This is a genomic window from Pelomonas dachongensis (genome assembly GCF_043555865.1).
Classification (GTDB): domain Bacteria; phylum Pseudomonadota; class Gammaproteobacteria; order Burkholderiales; family Burkholderiaceae_C; genus Pelomonas; species Pelomonas dachongensis.
Genome location: NZ_JBIGHY010000005.1, coordinates 137,399 through 154,282, shown reverse-complemented (window position 1 = coordinate 154,282; position 16,884 = coordinate 137,399). Strand labels below are relative to the sequence as shown.

At 69.1% G+C, this 16,884-nt stretch carries 15 protein-coding genes; 5 read left to right on the top strand and 10 right to left on the bottom strand.

The features are described from left to right. Positions 1–11 precede the first annotated feature (11 nt). Positions 12–1,784 (top strand): DUF885 domain-containing protein, encoded by a 1,773-nt coding sequence (locus ACG02S_RS14980; protein ID WP_394471269.1) that lies wholly within the window; start codon positions 12–14, stop codon positions 1,782–1,784. A gap of 70 nt (positions 1,785–1,854) precedes the next feature. On the opposite strand, the gene ACG02S_RS14975 is transcribed toward ACG02S_RS14980, so the two are convergent. The 8 genes from ACG02S_RS14975 to ACG02S_RS14940 form a co-directional block, all read right to left on the bottom strand. Continuing rightward, positions 1,855–2,247 (bottom strand): hypothetical protein, encoded by a 393-nt coding sequence (locus tag ACG02S_RS14975; protein ID WP_394471268.1) that lies wholly within the window; start codon positions 2,245–2,247, stop codon positions 1,855–1,857. A gap of 129 nt (positions 2,248–2,376) precedes the next feature. Continuing rightward, positions 2,377–5,496, bottom strand: a complete 3,120-nt coding sequence (locus ACG02S_RS14970) for an efflux RND transporter permease subunit (protein ID WP_394471267.1) — start codon at positions 5,494–5,496, stop codon at positions 2,377–2,379. A 12-nt stretch (positions 5,497–5,508) separates the two neighbouring features. Next, positions 5,509–6,807, bottom strand: a complete 1,299-nt coding sequence (locus ACG02S_RS14965) for an efflux RND transporter periplasmic adaptor subunit (protein ID WP_394471266.1) — start codon at positions 6,805–6,807, stop codon at positions 5,509–5,511. Positions 6,808–6,810: 3 nt separating this feature from the next. Beyond that, entirely contained in the window at positions 6,811–8,037 is a 1,227-nt protein-coding gene (locus tag ACG02S_RS14960; RefSeq protein ID WP_394471265.1) for a TolC family protein, read from the bottom strand. Positions 8,038–8,147: 110 nt separating this feature from the next. Then, complete coding sequence (locus tag ACG02S_RS14955) at positions 8,148–8,486, bottom strand: hypothetical protein (protein WP_394471264.1); 339 nt, start codon at positions 8,484–8,486, stop codon at positions 8,148–8,150. Between the two features lie 31 nt (positions 8,487–8,517). Continuing rightward, positions 8,518–9,510 (bottom strand): 2-hydroxyacid dehydrogenase, encoded by a 993-nt coding sequence (locus tag ACG02S_RS14950; RefSeq protein WP_394471263.1) that lies wholly within the window; start codon positions 9,508–9,510, stop codon positions 8,518–8,520. A gap of 39 nt (positions 9,511–9,549) precedes the next feature. Beyond that, positions 9,550–10,149, bottom strand: a complete 600-nt coding sequence (locus tag ACG02S_RS14945) for a chalcone isomerase family protein (protein WP_394471262.1) — start codon at positions 10,147–10,149, stop codon at positions 9,550–9,552. A gap of 118 nt (positions 10,150–10,267) precedes the next feature. Then, on the bottom strand, positions 10,268–11,302 hold the full coding sequence (locus tag ACG02S_RS14940) for an RNA methyltransferase (RefSeq protein ID WP_394471261.1): 1,035 nt from the start codon (positions 11,300–11,302) through the stop codon (positions 10,268–10,270). Between the two features lie 88 nt (positions 11,303–11,390). On the opposite strand from ACG02S_RS14940, the gene ACG02S_RS14935 reads away from it, so the two are divergent. From ACG02S_RS14935 to ispF, 4 genes are all read left to right on the top strand, one after another. After that, positions 11,391–12,140, top strand: coding sequence for a class II aldolase/adducin family protein (locus ACG02S_RS14935; protein ID WP_394471260.1), 750 nt, complete (start codon positions 11,391–11,393; stop codon positions 12,138–12,140). A gap of 87 nt (positions 12,141–12,227) precedes the next feature. Further along, positions 12,228–12,926 carry a 2-C-methyl-D-erythritol 4-phosphate cytidylyltransferase gene (ispD, locus tag ACG02S_RS14930; protein ID WP_394471259.1) on the top strand — a complete coding sequence of 233 codons (699 nt, stop codon included), beginning with the start codon at positions 12,228–12,230 and terminating at the stop codon, positions 12,924–12,926. A gap of 91 nt (positions 12,927–13,017) precedes the next feature. Next, a complete protein-coding gene (locus tag ACG02S_RS14925) occupies positions 13,018–14,079 on the top strand; it encodes an ABC transporter substrate-binding protein (RefSeq protein ID WP_394471258.1) in 1,062 nt (353 codons plus the stop codon). 165 nt (positions 14,080–14,244) lie between these two features. Continuing rightward, a complete protein-coding gene (ispF, locus tag ACG02S_RS14920) occupies positions 14,245–14,742 on the top strand; it encodes a 2-C-methyl-D-erythritol 2,4-cyclodiphosphate synthase (protein ID WP_394471257.1) in 498 nt (165 codons plus the stop codon). A 1-nt stretch (position 14,743) separates the two neighbouring features. Here the strand turns inward: ispF and ACG02S_RS14915 are convergent, their stop codons facing one another. Together ACG02S_RS14915 and ACG02S_RS14910 are read right to left on the bottom strand one after the other, a co-directional pair. Then, positions 14,744–15,454 (bottom strand): substrate-binding periplasmic protein, encoded by a 711-nt coding sequence (locus ACG02S_RS14915; protein WP_394471256.1) that lies wholly within the window; start codon positions 15,452–15,454, stop codon positions 14,744–14,746. 49 nt (positions 15,455–15,503) lie between these two features. Beyond that, the gene (locus tag ACG02S_RS14910; RefSeq protein WP_394471255.1) at positions 15,504–16,823 is read right to left on the bottom strand and encodes an ATP-binding protein; all 1,320 of its coding nucleotides are present in this window, start codon (positions 16,821–16,823) and stop codon (positions 15,504–15,506) included. Positions 16,824–16,884: the final 61 nt, after the last annotated feature.

Below are 16,884 nucleotides of genomic sequence, written 5' to 3'. Positions count from 1 at the left end.
ACGGAGATTCCATGCGCCGTCGTCACGCCCTGAGCCTGCTGGCCACCAGCCTCGCCCTCAGCCTGCCCGCCTTTGCAGCCCCCACCGAGAGCCAACGCTTCCACCAATGGCTGGACGCCGAATGGGAGCTGGTGCTGCAGCGCCAGCCCATCCTGGCCACGTCGCTGGGCGACCCGCGCTACAACGACCGGCTCATCGACACGACCACGGCCGCTTACCGCGCCCAGGCGAAGCGCGAGCTGCAAGGCCAGCTGAACGCGCTGGCCGGCTTCGACAAGGCGAAGCTGGAGCCCAAGGACCGCGTTTCCTACGCGATGCTGAAGCTGGACCTGGAACAGAACCTGGCAGGTGAACGCTTCCCCGAGTGGATGCAGCCCATCAGTCAGATCGGCGGCATGCCCAGCTTCCTGGCGCAGATGGGGTCGGGCCAGTCCATCCAGCCGTTCAAGACCACCAAGGACTACGACGACTGGCTGAAGCGCCTGGCGCTGGCCGTGCCCGTCTTCGACGGCAGCATCGCCAACATGCGCGACGGCCTGAAGGCCCGCGTGACCCAGCCGCGCGCGGTCATGGACAAGGTGCTGCCGCAGCTGACCGCACTGGCCGTCACCGACCCGGAGCAGAGCCTGTTCTGGGGGCCGATCAAGAACTTTCCCGACGCCGTGCTGGCCGCCGACCGCGAGCGCATCACCGCCGCGATGCGTGAGTTGCTGTCGAGCAAGGTGCTGCCCGCCTACGCGCGCCTGCTGGCCTTCGTGCGCGACGAGTACACGCCCAAGGCGCGCACCAGCACGGCCTGGTCGGCGCTGCCCGACGGTAAGGCCTGGTACGCCCACCGCGTGCGCCAGTCCACCACCGTGGCGTTGTCAGCCGACGAGATTCATGCCATCGGCCTGAAGGAGGTGGCGCGCATCCTGGGCGAGATGAAGGGCGTACGCAAGCAGGTGGGCTTCCGTGGCGACCTGAAGGCCTTCTTCAAGCATCTGCAGGACGACCCCAAGTACTACTACGCCAAGCCGGAAGACCTGCTAGCCGGCTACCGCGACCTGCAGAAGAAGATCAACGGCCTGACGCCCAAGCTCTTTGACATCCAACCGAAGGCCGACTACGAGGTGCGCGAGGTCGAGGCCTTCCGCGCCGAGAGCGCGGCGGGCGCGTCGTACCAGAGCCCGTCCACAGACGGCTCGCGTCCCGGCGTGTTCTACGTGAACACCTTCAACCTGAGGGCCCAGCCCATCTTCGGCATGGAGACGCTGTCGCTGCACGAGGCGTCGCCCGGCCACCACTTCCAGGTGTCCATCGCGCAGGAAGACCAGAACCTGCCCAAGTTCCGCCGCTTCGGCAGCTTCTACGTCGCCTATGTGGAGGGCTGGGCGCTGTACGCCGAGAGCCTCGGCAAGGAGCTGGGCCTGTTCACCGACCCCTACCAGTGGTACGGCCGCCTGGCCGACGAGCAGCTGCGCGCGATGCGGCTGGTGGTGGACACCGGCCTGCACCACAAGGGCTGGACGCGCGAGCAAGCCATCCAGTACATGCTGGACAACTCGTCCATGGCCGAGAGCGACGTGGTGTCCGAGGTCGAGCGCTACATCGTCTGGCCGGGCCAGGCGCTGGGCTACAAGATCGGCCAGCTGGAGATCACGAAGCTGCGCGCCGAGGCCGAGAAGGCCTTGGGCGCGAAGTTCGACATCAAGGGCTTCCACCGCGTCGTGCTGACGGCGGGGCAGGTGCCGTTGCCGGTGCTGAGGGAACTGGTGATGGCGTGGGTGAAGAGTCGCGTGTGAATGGATGTGATTGACCTTGTCAATTTTTGCCAAGGTCTGTGGCCTTCGCGCCATGAGCACCATGAACATCTCATTGCCCGAGGCGATGCGAGCCTTCGTGGAGGAGCGGGTCAGCGAGAAAGGTTACGGCAGCAGCAGCGAGTATGTTCGCGACTTGATCCGTCGCGACCAAGAGCGCGAGACACCGCGCGCGCTGCTGTTGGATGGCGCGCAGTCGCCGCCTGCGGCGGAAATGACGCCCAGCGTTCTTCGCGAGCCTGCGCCAGCGCGTCCAGGCGCCCAAGCGCAAGTGACGTTGCCAGTCATCCTCCGCGCCCGGGCGCTGGAGGATGTCGAGCAGGCGCTGGACCACCTGTTCAGCGAAGGTGCTGCCGATGCCGCGCTGAGCTTTGTCGACGCGCTGGAAACCGCGCAGCAGCAGATCGCCCGCCAGCCCGGTATCGGCTCCACGCGCTATGCGCACGAGCTGAGTATTCCGGGGCTGCGCAGCTGGGCGCTGTCCGTGCACCCTCTCTGCCTTTCTACACGCAGCGCGACACCCACCTGGACGTGTGGCGGGTGCTGCACCAGCGGCGCGACATGGCTGCCTGACTCACGGAGCCGGAGTAACTGGGCGCCGGTGCGCCCACCGGTACAGCAGCGGCAGCACCAGCAGCGTCAGCGCCGTCGACGACAGGATGCCGCCGATGACCACGGTCGCCAGCGGGCGCTGCACCTCCGCGCCGGTGCCGGTGGCCAGCGCCATCGGCACGAAGCCCAGCGAGGCCACCAGCGCCGTCATCAGCACCGGCCGCAGCCGCGAGATGGCGCCGTCGCGCACGGCCTCGTGCAACGGCCGGCCTTCTTCGCGCAGCGCGCGGATGAAGGCCAGCATCACCAGCCCGTTCAGCACCGCCACGCCTGACAGCGCGATGAAGCCCACGCCCGCCGAGATGGACAGCGGGATGCCGCGCAGCCACAGCGCGACGATGCCGCCGGTGAGCGCGAACGGCACGCCGGTGAACACCAGCAACCCGTCGCGCACGTTGCCGAACATTGCGAACAGCAGCGCGAACACCAGGCCCAGCGCCACCGGCACGACGACCTTCAGCCGCTCGGTGGCCGACTGCAGTTGCTCGAAGCTGCCGCCCCACTGCGTCCAGTAGCCGGCCGGCACTTTCACGCGTGCGGCCAGCTGGCCTTGCGCTTCGGTGACAAACGAGCCGACGTCGCGCCCGCGCACGTTGGCCGTCACGACGACGCGCCGCTTGCCGTTCTCGCGGCTGACCTGGTTGGCGCCGGGCTGCAGGTCGAAGCTGGCAACTTCGCCCAGCTGCACGTGCCCACCCGACGGCAGCTTCAGCGGCAGCCGCTTCAGCGCGTCCAGGTCACCGCGCAGGCGTTCCGGCAGGCGCACGAGCAGGTCGAAGCGGCGGTCGCCCTGAAAAACCGCACCCGCCTCCTGGCCAGCGATGGCCGTGGACACCGTCTGCTGCACGTCGGCCAGGCTCAAGCCCAGCCGCGCGATGCGGCTGCGGTCGATGGCCAGCGTCAGCACCGGCAGGCCGGTCGTCTGCTCCACCTTCACGTCGGACGCGCCGGCCACACCCTGCAGTACCCGGGCGATCTGCGCGGCCGTGGCCTCCATGGTCGCCATGTCGTCACCGAACACCTTCACCGCCACGTCGGCCCGTACGCCCGAGATCAGCTCGTTGAAGCGCATCTGGATGGGCTGCGTGAACTCGTAGTTGTTGCCCGGCAGCGTGGCGGCCAGCGCCTGCAGGCTTTCCATCACCTCGGCGCCGCTGCGCTTCGGGTCGGGCCACTCGCTGCGCGGCTTGAACATCACGTAGGTGTCGGCCACGTTGGGCGGCATCGGGTCGGTCGCGACCTCGGCCGTGCCGATCTTGGAGAAAACGCGCGCCACCTCGGGCGCCTGCAGCAGCGTGCGCTCCAGCTCGCGCTGCATCTCCACCGCCTGGCCCAGCGCGGTGCCGGGGATGCGCATCGCATGCAACGCCACGTCGCCCTCGTCCAGGCTCGGAATGAACTCGCTGCCCATGCGCGTGGCCATCAGCGCGCTCAAGCCCACGGCTACAGCAGCGACCGTCATTACCACCGCCGGGTTGGCCAGCGTCCAGTCCAGCAGCGGCCTGTAGCCGTGGCGCGCCCAAGCCATCAGCCGGTTGTCCTTCTCCTCGACTTTGCCCGAAACCAGCAGCGCGACCGCGGCCGGCACGAACGTGACGGACAGCAGCATCGCGCCCAGCAGCGCGATGACCACCGTGAACGCCATCGGATGGAACATCTTCCCCTCCACGCCGCTGAGCGCAAAGATCGGCAGGTAGACCACCATGATGATGAGCTGGCCGAACAGCAGCGGCCGGCGCGCCTCGCGGGCGGCGGCGAACACCTCGGCGAAGCGCTCCTCGCGTGTCAGCAATCGGCCCGCGCTGGCCTGCGCATGGCCCAGCCGGCGCAGGCAATTCTCGACGATGACGACGGCACCGTCCACGATGATCCCAAAGTCCAGGGCGCCCAGGCTCATCAGGTTGGCGCTGACCTTGTTGGCCACCATGCCGCTGAACGTGAACAGCATGGACAGCGGGATCACCGCTGCCGTGATCACCGCCGCGCGCAGGTTGCCCAGGAACGCGAACAGCACCGCTATGACCAGCAGCGCGCCTTCCAGCAGGTTGGTGCGCACGGTCTTGATGGCCTTGTCGATCAGCGTCGTGCGGTCGTAGACCGTCTGCGCGATGACGCCCGCGGGCAGGCTGCGGTTGATCTCCTCCAGGCGCTTGTCCACTGCCAGCGACACCTGCCGGCTGTTTTCGCCCATCAGCATGAACACCGTGCCCAGCACCACCTCGCGGCCGTTCTCGGTGGCGGCCCCGGTGCGCAGCTCCTGGCCGAAGCCCACGTCGGCCACGTCGCGCACGCGCACCGGCGCCCCCTGCACGGTGGTGACGACGATGTCGGCGATGTCGCCCAGGCTGGCCACCTGGCCCGGCGCGCGGATCAGCACCTGCTCGCCGCGCCGCTCGATGTAGCCGGCGCCCACGTTGGCGTTGTTGCGCTCCAGCGCCCGCACCACGTCGGCCAGCGTCAGTCCGCGCGCGGCCAGGCGGTCGGGCCAGGGCGCGACCTGGTACTCGCGCGCAAAGCCGCCGATGGTGTTGATCTCGGTCACGCCAGGCACCGTGCGCAGCTGCGGCTTGACGATCCAGTCCTGGATCTCGCGCAGGTCGGTCGGTGTGTACGGCGTGCCGTCGGCCTTCAGCGCGCCTTCCTTGGCCTCCACGGTCCACATGTAGATCTCGCCGAGACCCGTGGAGATGGGGCCCAGAGTGGGCGTCAGGCCCGCAGGCAGGCTCTCGCGCGCCTGCTGCATGCGCTCGCCCACCAGCTGGCGGGCGAAGTAGATGTCGGTGCCCTCCTTGAACACGACGGTGACCTGCGACAGGCCGTAGCGCGACAGCGAACGCGTCTGATCCAGCCGGGGCAGGCCGGCCATGGCCGTCTCGATGGCGTAGGTGACGCGCTGCTCGGCCTCCAGCGGCGAGTAGCCCGGCGCTTCGGTGTTGATCTGCACCTGCACATTGGTGATGTCGGGCACGGCGTCGATGGGCAGGCGCTGGTAGGCGAACACGCCCAACACCGCCATGCCCGCCACGACGAGCAGCACCAGCCAGCGCTGTGCGATGGCGAAGCGAATGAGTTTTTCAAACATGCGCGTGCCTCCTTAGTGCGCGTGTTCCGCCTCGGCCTTGCCGAGTTCGGCTTTCACGAGGAAGCTGTTCTTTGCCGCATAGCGTTCGCCCGCGGGCAAGCCCTGGACGATCTCGATGTGGGTGTCGTCGGCGCGGCCGGTCTGCACTGCCAACGTCTCGAACTGCTGCGCGCGCCGCACGAACACGACCGAGCGCCCCTCCAGCATCTGCACCGCGTCCCGCGTCACCGCCACCGGCACGTCCACTTCCCCGTGCGTCAGCGTCACGCTGACAGGCAGGCCGGGCCGCCACACGCCCTTCGGGTTGGCCAGCACGACGCGCGCCGTCGCGCTGCGGCTCTGCTCGCCCACCAGCGCGCCGATGTAGCCGAGCCGGCCCTCGCCCTCCGCGTCGAAGGCCGTGGCCTTCACGCGGGCCTGCGCGCCGGCCTGCAGCCGGGCCAGGTCTTGCGCGGGCACCAGCAGCTCCACCCAGACGCTGGACAAGTCGGCCAATTGGAAGAGGGCGGCGTCTTCCTTCAGCGCCGCACCCACGCTGACCTGCTTGTCAACGACGACACCGGCGATTGGCGCACGGATCTCCAGCTGCGCCAGACCTTGCGTGCCCGCCGAACCGGCAGCGCCCAGCGCCGCGAGTTTCTGGCGCAGGTTCTCGACGCTGATCTCGGCCTCCTGCAGCGCCTGACGTGCGGCCAGGTAGTCCTGCTCGGCGGAGATCTTGTCCTCCCACAACTTTTTTTCGCGGTCGTGCGTCTGGCGTGCCAGCGCCAGGCGCTTCTGCGCGGCCAGCAGTTCGGCGCGCTGGTCGGCCAGCGCCGGGCTGGTGACAACGGCCAGCACCTGGCCCTGCTGCACGCGGTCACCCGCGTTCACGCGCACGGCCTGCACCACGCCGGCCAGCCGCGGCGTGACGACGACGCTGCGGTCCTGGTTCAGCTTCACCTCACCCATCAACACCAGCGTGCCGGCGATGCGCGCCGGACCGGTGGTGGCGAGCTTGACGCCGTTGTGGCGCAGCTGCTCGTCGGTCATGTGAACGCGCGGTGCCTCGTCCGCGTGGGCCACCGAAGCAGCTGGCTGCGGTGGCGGTTTGGCATGCTCGTCGTCGTGACCACCGTCCTGATGGTCGTGCGCGTCCTTCTTGGCCTTGGCCGGCGCCTTGTCTTGTTCGTGGCCATGGTCGTCATGGCCTGGCTCCGCGCCATGGCCGTGGCCACCCGCGGCGGGCTGGCCGCTGCGCAGGATCAGCGCGCCCAGCACGACAGCCACCACCAGCACGGCGGCGATGACCAGCTTGTTCCTCGAATTCATGGATCAGTCCTCTTGAGCGTTCTGGGTCGAGCGGCCGAGCAGGCGGTCCAGCTCGGCGGCGGCACGGTGGGCGTCGGCATTCGCCTGCAGCTGCTGGCGGCGCAGCTGGAATAGGCTGCGCTGCGCGTCCAGCACGTCCAGGAAGGCGAACTTGCCCAGCTCATAACCCTTCAGCGCGGTGTCGTAGGCGGTCTGCGAGACGGGCAGCGCTTCCTCGCCCAACAGGCGCGCCTGCTCGCGGCTGGCGCGCAGGCGCTCGGCGGCGGCGGCCACGTCGGCCTGTAGCTTCAGCGTCGCGCTCGTCAGCGACTCGCGGGCCTGGTCTTCGCGGCGCAGCGCCTCCAGCAGGCCGCCGTGGTTGCGGTCCAGCAGCGGCAGTGGCAGCGTGAAGCCGATGACGGCCTGCGTGCGGCCCAGCTCGGCATCGCGCTTGGCACCGACGGTGAAGGTCACGTCGGGCACGCGCCTGGCCCGCTCGCCCGCGGTCAGGGCCTGGCGGCGGACGATGTCCAGCTGCGCAAGGCGCAGGGCGGGGGCGTCGGCGGTCCAGGCGTTCAGCTGGGCGTCGGAGGGTTGCGAGGGCAGGGCGGTGTCGTCGCCGTCGACCTGCGCGGCGGCCTGCGGCCCCTGGCCCCACAGCGCGGCCAACCGCGCGCGCGCCTGCAGTGCCTCGCTCTGAGCCTGCGCCAGCTCGGCGCGCGCCTGCGCCTCGGCGACGCGGGCCTTGGCCACTTCCAACGGTGGCACCTTGCCCGCCTGAAGCCGCTTGGCGGCGGCGCCGGTGGCGTCCTGCGCGAGCCTGACGCTGGCGGCTGCGAGTTGCTGCTGCGCGTCGGCGCCCAGCAGCTCGAAGAAAGCTGCCGCCACGACGGCGCGCACTTCGGCCTGTTTGCTGGCCAGGGCCACGGCAGCCTGCTCACGGGCTTGCTGCGCGGCGGTCTGGCGCGCGGCACGCTTGCCCCCCAGCTCGATGGCCTGGCTCAGCTGGACGGTCGTCGTGCGCGTGGCGGAGCGGGTGTCTTCCAGCAGCACGCCCAGCTCGGGGTTGGGGCGCGCGCCGGCCTGCATTTCAGCGCCTTGCTGGGCCTGCAGCTCCAGCCGCGCATGGGCCAAGTCGGGGTTGTGGGTGAGGGCCAGGCGTTGCGCCTCGGCCAGGGTCAGGGCGTAAGGAACGCCAGGGGCGAACGCTAGCAGCAACGCCAGCGGCATCGCCCAAAAGGGGAATCGCATCGAACTCTCCGGTGGTTGAACAACGGCAGACAGTTCGGCGCGCGGCCGGCACCCGGCGGGTGTCTAGCTTCAGCGGTGAGGCGGAAAGGGGAAGGAAGCGGCGCGCCGAATCAGGCGCGCTGCCAGTTGGGCCGTTCCAACCCGGAGGGAATGTGCGACTTGGGTTGCGCGGGCGCGCCGCGCTCTGGCGGCCCGGCCTGGCTCAGCGGCAGGCCCTGGGCCTCGTCCACCGGCGTCGCACAGCCAGCGTGGTGACAGTGGCAGTGGCCCGTGTCGCAGACCGCGTGGGCCTCCCCGGCGGGCTCGGCATGCAGTGATGCCAGCGATGCGTCGGCCAGCTGCGCAGCGCTCTGCGCCGCCAGTTCCTGCACGCAGCACAGCTGCGCGCCCGCCCAGCTCATCTGGGCGGTGACCAGCAGGGCCATCAGGGCGAGGAACACGCGGCGCATCGGTGCGGATTCTAGGCAGGGTCGCAAGCCCCTACGCGGGAATGCGGTTGCGCAAGGGCCGGCCGGCCTCGAAATCGCTGAGGCTTTCCACGGTCGTCGCCATGATCTGGCTGATGGCCTCGACGGTGAAGAAGGCCTGATGGCCGGTCACGATGACGTTGGGGAAGGACACCAGCCGCTGGATGACGTCGTCCGTGATGATGGTGGATGACAAGTCCTGGAAGAACAGGCTGGCCTCCTGCTCGTAGACGTCAATGGCCAGGCCGCCGAGCTGGCCGCTCTTCAGCGCCTGCACCGCGGCGTCGGTGTCCACGAGGCCGCCGCGGCTGGTGTTGACGAGCACGGCGCCGCGCTTCACGCCCGCCAGCGACTGCGCGTTGACGATGTGGTGCGTGCTGTCGAACAGCGGGCAGTGCAGCGAGACGACGTCGGACGTCGCCATCAGCTCGGGCATGCCGACGTACTGGCCTCCCAGTGCCTCGAAGTGTGCGTTGGCATCCACGTCGTGGCCCAGCAGCGAGCAGCCGAAGCCGTGCAGGATACGCGCGAAGATCACGCCGATCTTGCCGGTGCCGACGACGCCCACGGTCTTGCCGTGCAGGTCAAAGCCCATCAGGCCTTCCAGCTCGAAGTTGCCTTCGCGGGTGCGCATGCTGGCACGGGCGATCTTGCGGTTGACGGCCAGCAGCAGTCCCACGGCGAACTCGGCCACGGAGTGCGGCGAGTAGTCGGTGACGCGCACGACGGCGATGCCCAGCTTCGCGGCGGCGGCCGCGTCGATGTGGTTGTAGCCGGTGGAGCGCGTCGCGACGATTCGCGTGCCCTGCGCGGACAGCCGTGCCAGCACGTCGGCGTCCACGCTGTCGTTGACGAACACGCAAACCGCCGCGCAGCCTGCCGCCATTCGCGCAGTCTCGGCGGTCAGGCGGTCCTGTATGAACACCAGCTCATGGCCGGCCGGCGCATTGGCCTGCGTCAGCAGGGATTGGTCGTAGCGGCGGGCGCTGAAGACGGCGGTTCTCATGGCGCCCGACTCTAGCGGGCCGAGACCCGACGAGGGGGCTCAGTCCTTGCCGCCGTCCAGCAGCGCGTCACGCAGCCGCGCGTCTGCCGGCGAGTCGCCGAACCAGATCTTGAGCACCAGCGTGAAGAACTCGTCGTCGCCGACCGGTTCGCCCTGCGCCTGGCCCGAGATGTAGAACTGCGTGCCCTTGCCGGGCACGAAGTCCATCGCGAAGGTATCGCCCGGCATCAGCTTGGGCTTGCCGGAAAAGATCTCGATGAGGCGGGTCGTCGACAGCGTGTGGCGGGTCATCTGCGCGCTGGGCGTGTTGTCGCCCATGCCGCGCAGGAACAGGCGACCCAGCTCCGTGCCCTGCAGCTCCCGCAACGCGGTGAACTGCAGGCGTTTGGGGCCTGGCAGCGCCAGCAACTCGGCGGGGGTGGTGGCGCGTTTGGCGGTGTACAGCGCCATGTCGTAGGCCTTGAAGACCAGGCGCACGCGCGTGCCCTTGCCGTTGAGCTGCAATGTGCTGCCGCCCAGCTGAGCCGTGGGCTCGAACTTGTTGACGGTCTGCGCGGCGCCGGCGTGCAGGCACAGGGCCAGGCCCATCGCCATCACCGCCATGCGACCGCGCGGGCCCCAAGCCTGAAGCTGAGTCATGTGTTCTCCGATGAGATGTTCTTGTCACCGCCTCGTCGAGGCGTGTGGCATTCTGCGGGCGGGCACCGCCGCCGCGGCACCTTTTGTGGTGGCTGTTGCCTCCGTCAGGTGTGAATCCTCACGACGCCCGGACGACACGAATGGGCCGACCCTTCGCCTCACGGGCGCGCAGCTGTCCGCAGCCGCCTTCCACGTCCTGGCCGGCCGAGTCGCGCAGCTTGGTCAGGACGCCGCGCGCCGACAGCTCGGCCGCGATGGAGCGGGCGCGCTCCCAGTCGGGGCGCCTGAACGGCAGGCCCTCGGCGGTGTTGAACGGGATCATGTTCAGCAATCCATAGCGGCCTTTCAGCAGCCGCACGATGCCGTCCATTTCCTCGGGGCCGTCGTTGACGCCGTCCAGCAGCGTCCACTGGTACTGGATGGGGTAACCGCTGGCGCGCGCATAGGCGTCGGCAGCGTCGACCAGGTCTTCGGGCGAGAGCCGCGGCGCGCGCGGCAACAGTTCCGCACGCTTGGCGGCGTCGGTCGTGTGCAGCGACAGCGCCAGCGCTGGCTTCACGTCAGCCTCCTTCAGCGCCGCGAACGCGCGCTCGTCGCCCACGGTCGAGAACACCAGCTGCTTGTGCGCAAACCCGCCCTCACGCCCCAGCAGCGTGATGGCCTCCAGCACGCTGGCGAGGTTGTGGGAGGGCTCGCCCATGCCCATGAACACGACCTTCTTCAGCTGGGCGTTCTTGCGCCTCGCCAGCACCACCTGCGCGACGATCTCGGCGCTGCCGACTTGGCGGATCAGCCCGTCCACGCCCGTCATGCAAAAAGCGCAGCCCACCGCGCAGCCGACTTGGCTGGACACGCAGACACCGTCGCGCGGCAGTAGCACGGTCTCGACGGTCTGGCCGTCATTCAGGCCCAGCAGCAGGCGCGCGGACTGGCCATCGCCGCCGGGGTGCTCGCTGCGCAGGCTCAGCAGTCCATCCAGTTCGGCGATGAGGCCGGGCAATTCGGCCATCACCGCCTTGGGCAGCCAACTCTGCAGCGGCTGCTTGCCGGCGTCCAGGGGCAGGTTCTGCACCCAGTGGCGCAGCACGCGGGATTCATGGGCGGGGTTGGCACCCAGCGCGCGCAGGCGCTGGCGGACATCGGAAATCAGCATGGCCGGCCATTGTCCCCGCAGCCGCCGAGGCGACAGCGGCGCTCGAAGGCCCGGCACTATGCTGGCTTCACAACTTCAGGAGACCTCGATGGCCCAGCCCAGTCACGTTAGCCCCGAGGAGTGGGCCGTCCGCTGTGACCTCGCCGCGCTGTACCGCCTGGCCGCGCTGCATGGCTGGGACGACCTGATCTTCACGCACATCTCGGCGCGCGTGCCCGGCCCGGCGCACCATTTCCTGATCAACCCCTACGGGATGATGTTCGAGGAGATCACGGCCAGCAGCCTGGTGAAGGTTGATCAGGCAGGCGCCAAGGTCGAGCCTAGCGACTATGACGTGAACCCGGCTGGCTTCATCATCCACAGCGCGGTGCACGAGGCGCGCGAGTCGGCGCAGTTCGTCATGCACCTGCACACGGTGGCCGGCGTGGCCGTCAGCGCGCAACGCGAAGGCCTGCTGCCGATCTCGCAGCACAGCCTGTTCCCGCTGGCCTCCCTCAGCTATCACGACTACGAAGGCGTGGCGCTGAACCCCGACGAGAAGGTGCGGCTGGTGACCGACCTGGGCAACGCCTCGCTGCTGATGCTGCGCAACCATGGCCTGCTGACGCTGGGCCACAGCGCGGCGGACACGTTCCTGAAGATGTTCATGCTGCAGCGCGCCTGCGAGATCCAGATCGCTGCGCAGGCAGGCGGGGCAGAGCTGATTCGCATCTCGCCTGCCATCCTGGCGGGCATCCGCGCGCAGAGCGACAAGGTCATGCGCGGCTCCGGTGCCGGGCTGGCATGGCCGGGCCTGCTCAGGCGGCTGGCACGGCAGAACCCGGGTCATGACACCTAGCCGGGGCCCGGCAGCCGGTCCCGGCCGTGGGGCTGTCACGGTGGGGCTGTCACGGTGGGGCACCGTGCGGGGCTGACAATGACGCGAATGAGAGCTTCCCGCTTTTTTGCCCTTGTTCCCGCCGCCGGCATCGGCGAACGCTCCGGTGCCGGCATGCCCAAGCAATACGTGGCCATCGCGGGCCGGCCCATGATCGCCCACACCTTGGCCACCCTGGCCGCGGTGCCGCGCATTGCGCAGACGCTGGTGGTGCTGTCGCCGCACGACGATCGTTTCGAGGCCGTGCTGCCGGCTTGCGACGCGTGGGTTGCCCGCGTGGGCGGCGCCAGCCGTGCGGACAGCGTGCTGGGCGGACTGGCGGAACTGCGTCGCCGTGGCGCCGCTGATGAAGATTGGGTGCTGGTGCACGATGCGGCGCGTTGTCTGCTGCGGCCCGAGTGGGTGGACGCATTGATCGACGCGTGCGAGCACGACGCGGTCGGCGGCCTGCTGGCCCAGCCCATCGCCGACACGCTGAAGGCTGGCGACGCGCAAGGCCGCGTGACCGTCACCGTCGACCGCCGCGACAAATGGGCCGCGCAGACGCCGCAGATGTTCCGGCTGGGTCTCGTCGAGCGCGCGCTGGAGGCGCTGGGCGCCGCAGCTACCGACGAGGCCAGCGCCGTCGAGGCCCTGGGCCTGGCGCCGCGGCTGGTGCGTGCGTCGATGGCCAACTTCAAAGTGACGTGGCCGGATGACTTCGCCCTGGCGGCGCAACTGCTTGCCAGCTGTCGAACAGTGGCGTAACCAAGCCGACCTAACATCCTGGAATTGGTAGTTACCAGGAAATGCTTTGAAGAATTTGCTTGCGACCCTGATGGTTGTCTTTGCCCCTGCCGTGTTCGCCGAAGATATCGTGATCGGGCAGTCCGTCGCACTCAGCGGGGCGAACGCAGACATCGGGCGCGACATGCGCGGCGGCGCGCTGGCGGTCTTCGCCCGCGTGAACGCGAGTGGCGCGCTGGGACGGAGCATCCAACTGGTGACGCTTGATAACGCGAATGACCGCAACCGTGCCGCCCAGAACACCCAGCAGTTGCTCGACCAGCACAAGGCGCTCGCCTTGTTCGGCTACAACTCGGCCACGGCCAGCCTGGATGCGCTGCCGCTGGTGGCCAGGAATCGGACCTTGTTCTTTGCGCCGTTCAGTGGGTCCTTGAGCCTGCGCGGCCATCCCAACGTGTTCACCATCCGGGCGTCTTACCAGGAAGAATCGGCCAAGATCCTGGAGGCCAAGCGCGAGATGGGGGCGTTCAAGACGGCGGTGCTTTCCTATGACGACGAGGTGGGGCGCAGCAACTATGAGGCCGTGGCGGCTGCGCACGTGGCCGCTGGCATGGCCAAGCCGCCGAGCGTTGTGGTCAAGCGTGGGGCGCCGCTGGACAAGGCTGCAGTCACCGCCCTGCTCAGCAGTGCGCCGCACTATGTGTTTGTGACCACGCAGCACTCGCCGGTGGGCGACTACCTGAAGCTCACGGCCGACGACAGCTCGCATGTGCCCGTGGCGGCACTCTCGTTCGTCAACCCCGACGAACTGGCTGACGGCATCGGCAGCGCAGCGCGCGGGACCATCGTTGCCCAGGTGATGCCAGCGCCGCGAGCTGCCAGCCATGTGTCGAGGCCGGTAGTGAAGGAGTGCGCCGATGCGCTGGAGGCCTTCAACGGTGCGAAGTTGAACTACACGTCGCTGGAGTCTTGTCTCGCTGCCAAGACGCTCGTGATCGCGATGAAGAAGGCGGGGCCGGCCAAGCTCACGCGGGAGGGCCTGCTAGCGGCGATGGGCTCGCTGGGGCGGGTCGACCTGAATGGCTTTGTCCTCAACTACGCCAATGGCAACCGCCATGGCGGCAGCTTTGTGGACCTGACCATCTTGTCGCGCGGTAACCGTTTCGTCCGATAGCGGACCGGTGGGGGCCGGGCGGGGTCTGCCACGCCAACGCGCGGCAGCCCAGCCTGATGCGGCCCAGCGCTCAGGCCATTGAGCGATTCGAGTTCAGCATCGCGGGGGCTCGCTCGACAAGTCGAGTCCAAGTTGGCTCAAGCGGCTCGCGGTGACAATGCGTGCATGAGTACCGCTGCGCTGCCTGCACTGAGGATCGGCGAGGGCTGGGACACCCACCAGCTCGTCACCGGCCGCCCGCTGATCCTGGGCGGCGTCACCATCCCGCACACCCACGGCCTGCTGGGTCACTCCGACGCCGACGCGCTCGCCCATGCCATCACCGACGCGCTGCTGGGCGCTGCGGCGCTGGGCGACATCGGCAAGCTGTTCCCGGACACCTCCGCGCAATTCAAGGACGCGGACTCGATGCTGCTGCTGGCTGAGGCCTGCCGGCGCGTGCGTGAAGCGGGCTGGCAGCTCGTCAACCTCGACGCCACCATCATTGCGCAGGCGCCCAAGATGGCGCCTCACATTCCGGCCATGCGTATGCGCCTGGCCGAGGTGCTGGGCGTGGACGCGGGCCGCATCAACGTGAAGGCCAAGACCGCCGAGAAGATGGGCCCGGTGGGCGAGGGGCGGGCGATGGAAGCGCGGGCCGTGTGCCTGCTCGCGGCGGCCTGATTCAGCGCATGCCGAACTCGGCCAGTTCGCCGTTGCGGCGCATCTGGGCAAGGGCCGCATCGAGCGCGCCGACGGCTTCGGGGTCGCTGCCCGGATGGCAGGCCATGTAGAGGTCGATCCGGCCGAAGTGGTACAGCGGCCGCGGTGCCGGGCCGCCCTCGGCGCGGATGACGAAACGCGCCGCCAGGTCGTTGGCCAGCCAGTAGTCCACCCGCCGCGCCTGCAGCATGCGCAGCCCGGTGCTGTTGTCCTTGACCTCGATGGCAGGCAGGCTCTGGGCCTTGAGCCAGTCCGCCGGCGACGAGTCGCGCAGCACGACGACGCGGGTCCCGCGCAACTGCCGCGGATCGTGGATGCGACGGGTATCGTCGGCACGGGAATAGATGGTCGTCGCGCCTCGTGCCCAGGGGCCGGCCCACAGCAGGGTGCCGTTGCGCTCGGGTGAGCGCGACACCGCGACCATGCAGTTGCCGGGCTTGTGCTTGACGGTCAGCAGTGCGCGCGGAATGGGCATCAATTGCTGATGCAACTGCACGCCGCTGAGGGCCTGCACCCGCTGCAGCATGGCGCCGCCGGGGCCACCGGGGCCTGTGCCCGGCGCAGCTTCGAACACACCGGCGTTTGGATAGACCAGCATCTCGAGCATCAGCGCGGCCTGCGCGCGCGAGCCGGCCAACAGCAGCAGGAGAAGGAGCAGGGCGGCCCGTGGCATCGGCGCTGGCGCAGGCAAGGCCTGTCGGTGTCGAGGGCGGCAGGTTAGCTCAGGCGGCCTGCAGTTTCAGGATGGTCAGCAGGCCGCCATCGGGCGCGTTGCTGATCGAGAGCTGGCCACCGAGGCGTTGCACCGACTTCTCGACAATCGCCAGCCCAAGGCCCGCGCCGCTGGCGGCGGTGCGGGCCGCGTCGCCGCGGTAGAACGGCGTGGTCAGCCTCGCCATGCGGTCCGGCGGCACGCCGGGGCCGTGATCGCGCACGCGCAGCTCCACCCAGGCGCCCTGGCGCGCGGCGCTGACGTCAACGCGCGCGGGCTCGTCCGGCTGGTGGCCGTAGCGGCGCGCGTTCTCGAACAGGTTCAGCAGCACGCGCCCGAGCTCCGTGTCGTCGACGAAGACCTTCAAGGTCGGGTTGACCTGCACGCGAAAGCGGATCTGGTCGGGGTCGCGGAATCCCTGCACCTCCCGCTCGACAAGCTCGCCGAGACGCGTTTCGCGCAACTGCGTTTCGTTGGGTCGCGCGTAGTCCATGAACTTGCTGATGATGGCGTCGAGCTGGTCGATGTCCTGCGCCATGAACTGGCGCGCCTGCTCGTCATTGACGCTCATCTCGGTCTCCAGACGCAGGCGGGCCAGCGGCGTGCGCAGGTCGTGAGAGATGCCAGCCAGCATGACGGCACGGTCCTCCTCCAGCTTGGCCAGCTCGCGCGCCATGCGGTTGAAGCCCATGTTGACCTCGCGAATCTCGCTGGTCATGGTGGTCTCGTCCAGCCGCGAGTCGTACTCGCCATCGCGGATGCGGCCGGCCGCGTCGGCCAGCTCGCGCAGCGGCTGGTTGATGAGGCGGGCGATCAACGCCGAACCCACGGCCGTGGCCAGCAGCGCAATCATCACCCACCACCAGTTGGCGGCCAGCGAGATGGACAGCGGTGTGGGGCTGGTGCGCAGCCAGAACGCGTCCTCGCCGACGACATAGCGCACCCACAGCCCCGCCTGCTCGTTGACGCTGCGCGCGACCACCGTGTCCGGGCCGATGGCCTGGCGCAGCTCGGCCGCCAGCTCCTTGGAGAAGGTGCTGGTGTCGTAGGGCAGCCAGCGGTCGGTCTGCTCAGCCACGCGCACCTGTACCGTGTCGCCCCGCGACATGGACGTGATGACCGCCACGCGGTTGATGGGGTCGGTGTGCTCCAGCGCCACGCGGCTGAGCTTGACCAGCCCCGCTAACTGCTCGGCGGCCTCCAGCGCGCGCGGCTCGGCCTCCAGCAACTTGAAGGTGTATTGCCAGGCCAGCACCGCGCCTGCCAGCAACAGGGCCAGCCAAGCGAAGGTGCGCCAGAAGAGATTGAGGGCGAGATGGGGTCGGGCCATGCCTTGGATTCAGTCGGGGATCGATCCACTCGCCCTGCATGGGCGAGTCTTCCCGACATCA

Excerpts from the sequence above, each read along its gene's own strand:
- ACG02S_RS14965 (WP_394471266.1), bottom strand. The coding sequence starts at position 6,807 with ATGAATTCGAGGAACAAGCTGGTCATCGCCGCCGTGCTGGTGGTGGCT.
- ACG02S_RS14910 (WP_394471255.1), bottom strand. The coding sequence starts at position 16,823 with ATGGCCCGACCCCATCTCGCCCTCAATCTCTTCTGGCGCACCTTCGCT.
- ACG02S_RS14915 (WP_394471256.1), bottom strand. The coding sequence starts at position 15,454 with ATGCCACGGGCCGCCCTGCTCCTTCTCCTGCTGCTGTTGGCCGGCTCG.
- ACG02S_RS14935 (WP_394471260.1), top strand. The coding sequence starts at position 11,391 with ATGGCCCAGCCCAGTCACGTTAGCCCCGAGGAGTGGGCCGTCCGCTGT.
- ACG02S_RS14945 (WP_394471262.1), bottom strand. The coding sequence starts at position 10,149 with ATGACTCAGCTTCAGGCTTGGGGCCCGCGCGGTCGCATGGCGGTGATG.
- ACG02S_RS14955 (WP_394471264.1), bottom strand. The coding sequence starts at position 8,486 with ATGCGCCGCGTGTTCCTCGCCCTGATGGCCCTGCTGGTCACCGCCCAG.
- ACG02S_RS14960 (WP_394471265.1), bottom strand. The coding sequence starts at position 8,037 with ATGCGATTCCCCTTTTGGGCGATGCCGCTGGCGTTGCTGCTAGCGTTC.
- ACG02S_RS14950 (WP_394471263.1), bottom strand. The coding sequence starts at position 9,510 with ATGAGAACCGCCGTCTTCAGCGCCCGCCGCTACGACCAATCCCTGCTG.
- ispD (WP_394471259.1), top strand. The coding sequence starts at position 12,228 with ATGAGAGCTTCCCGCTTTTTTGCCCTTGTTCCCGCCGCCGGCATCGGC.
- ispF (WP_394471257.1), top strand. The coding sequence starts at position 14,245 with ATGAGTACCGCTGCGCTGCCTGCACTGAGGATCGGCGAGGGCTGGGAC.
- ACG02S_RS14970 (WP_394471267.1), bottom strand. The coding sequence starts at position 5,496 with ATGTTTGAAAAACTCATTCGCTTCGCCATCGCACAGCGCTGGCTGGTG.
- ACG02S_RS14980 (WP_394471269.1), top strand. The coding sequence starts at position 12 with ATGCGCCGTCGTCACGCCCTGAGCCTGCTGGCCACCAGCCTCGCCCTC.
- ACG02S_RS14940 (WP_394471261.1), bottom strand. The coding sequence starts at position 11,302 with ATGCTGATTTCCGATGTCCGCCAGCGCCTGCGCGCGCTGGGTGCCAAC.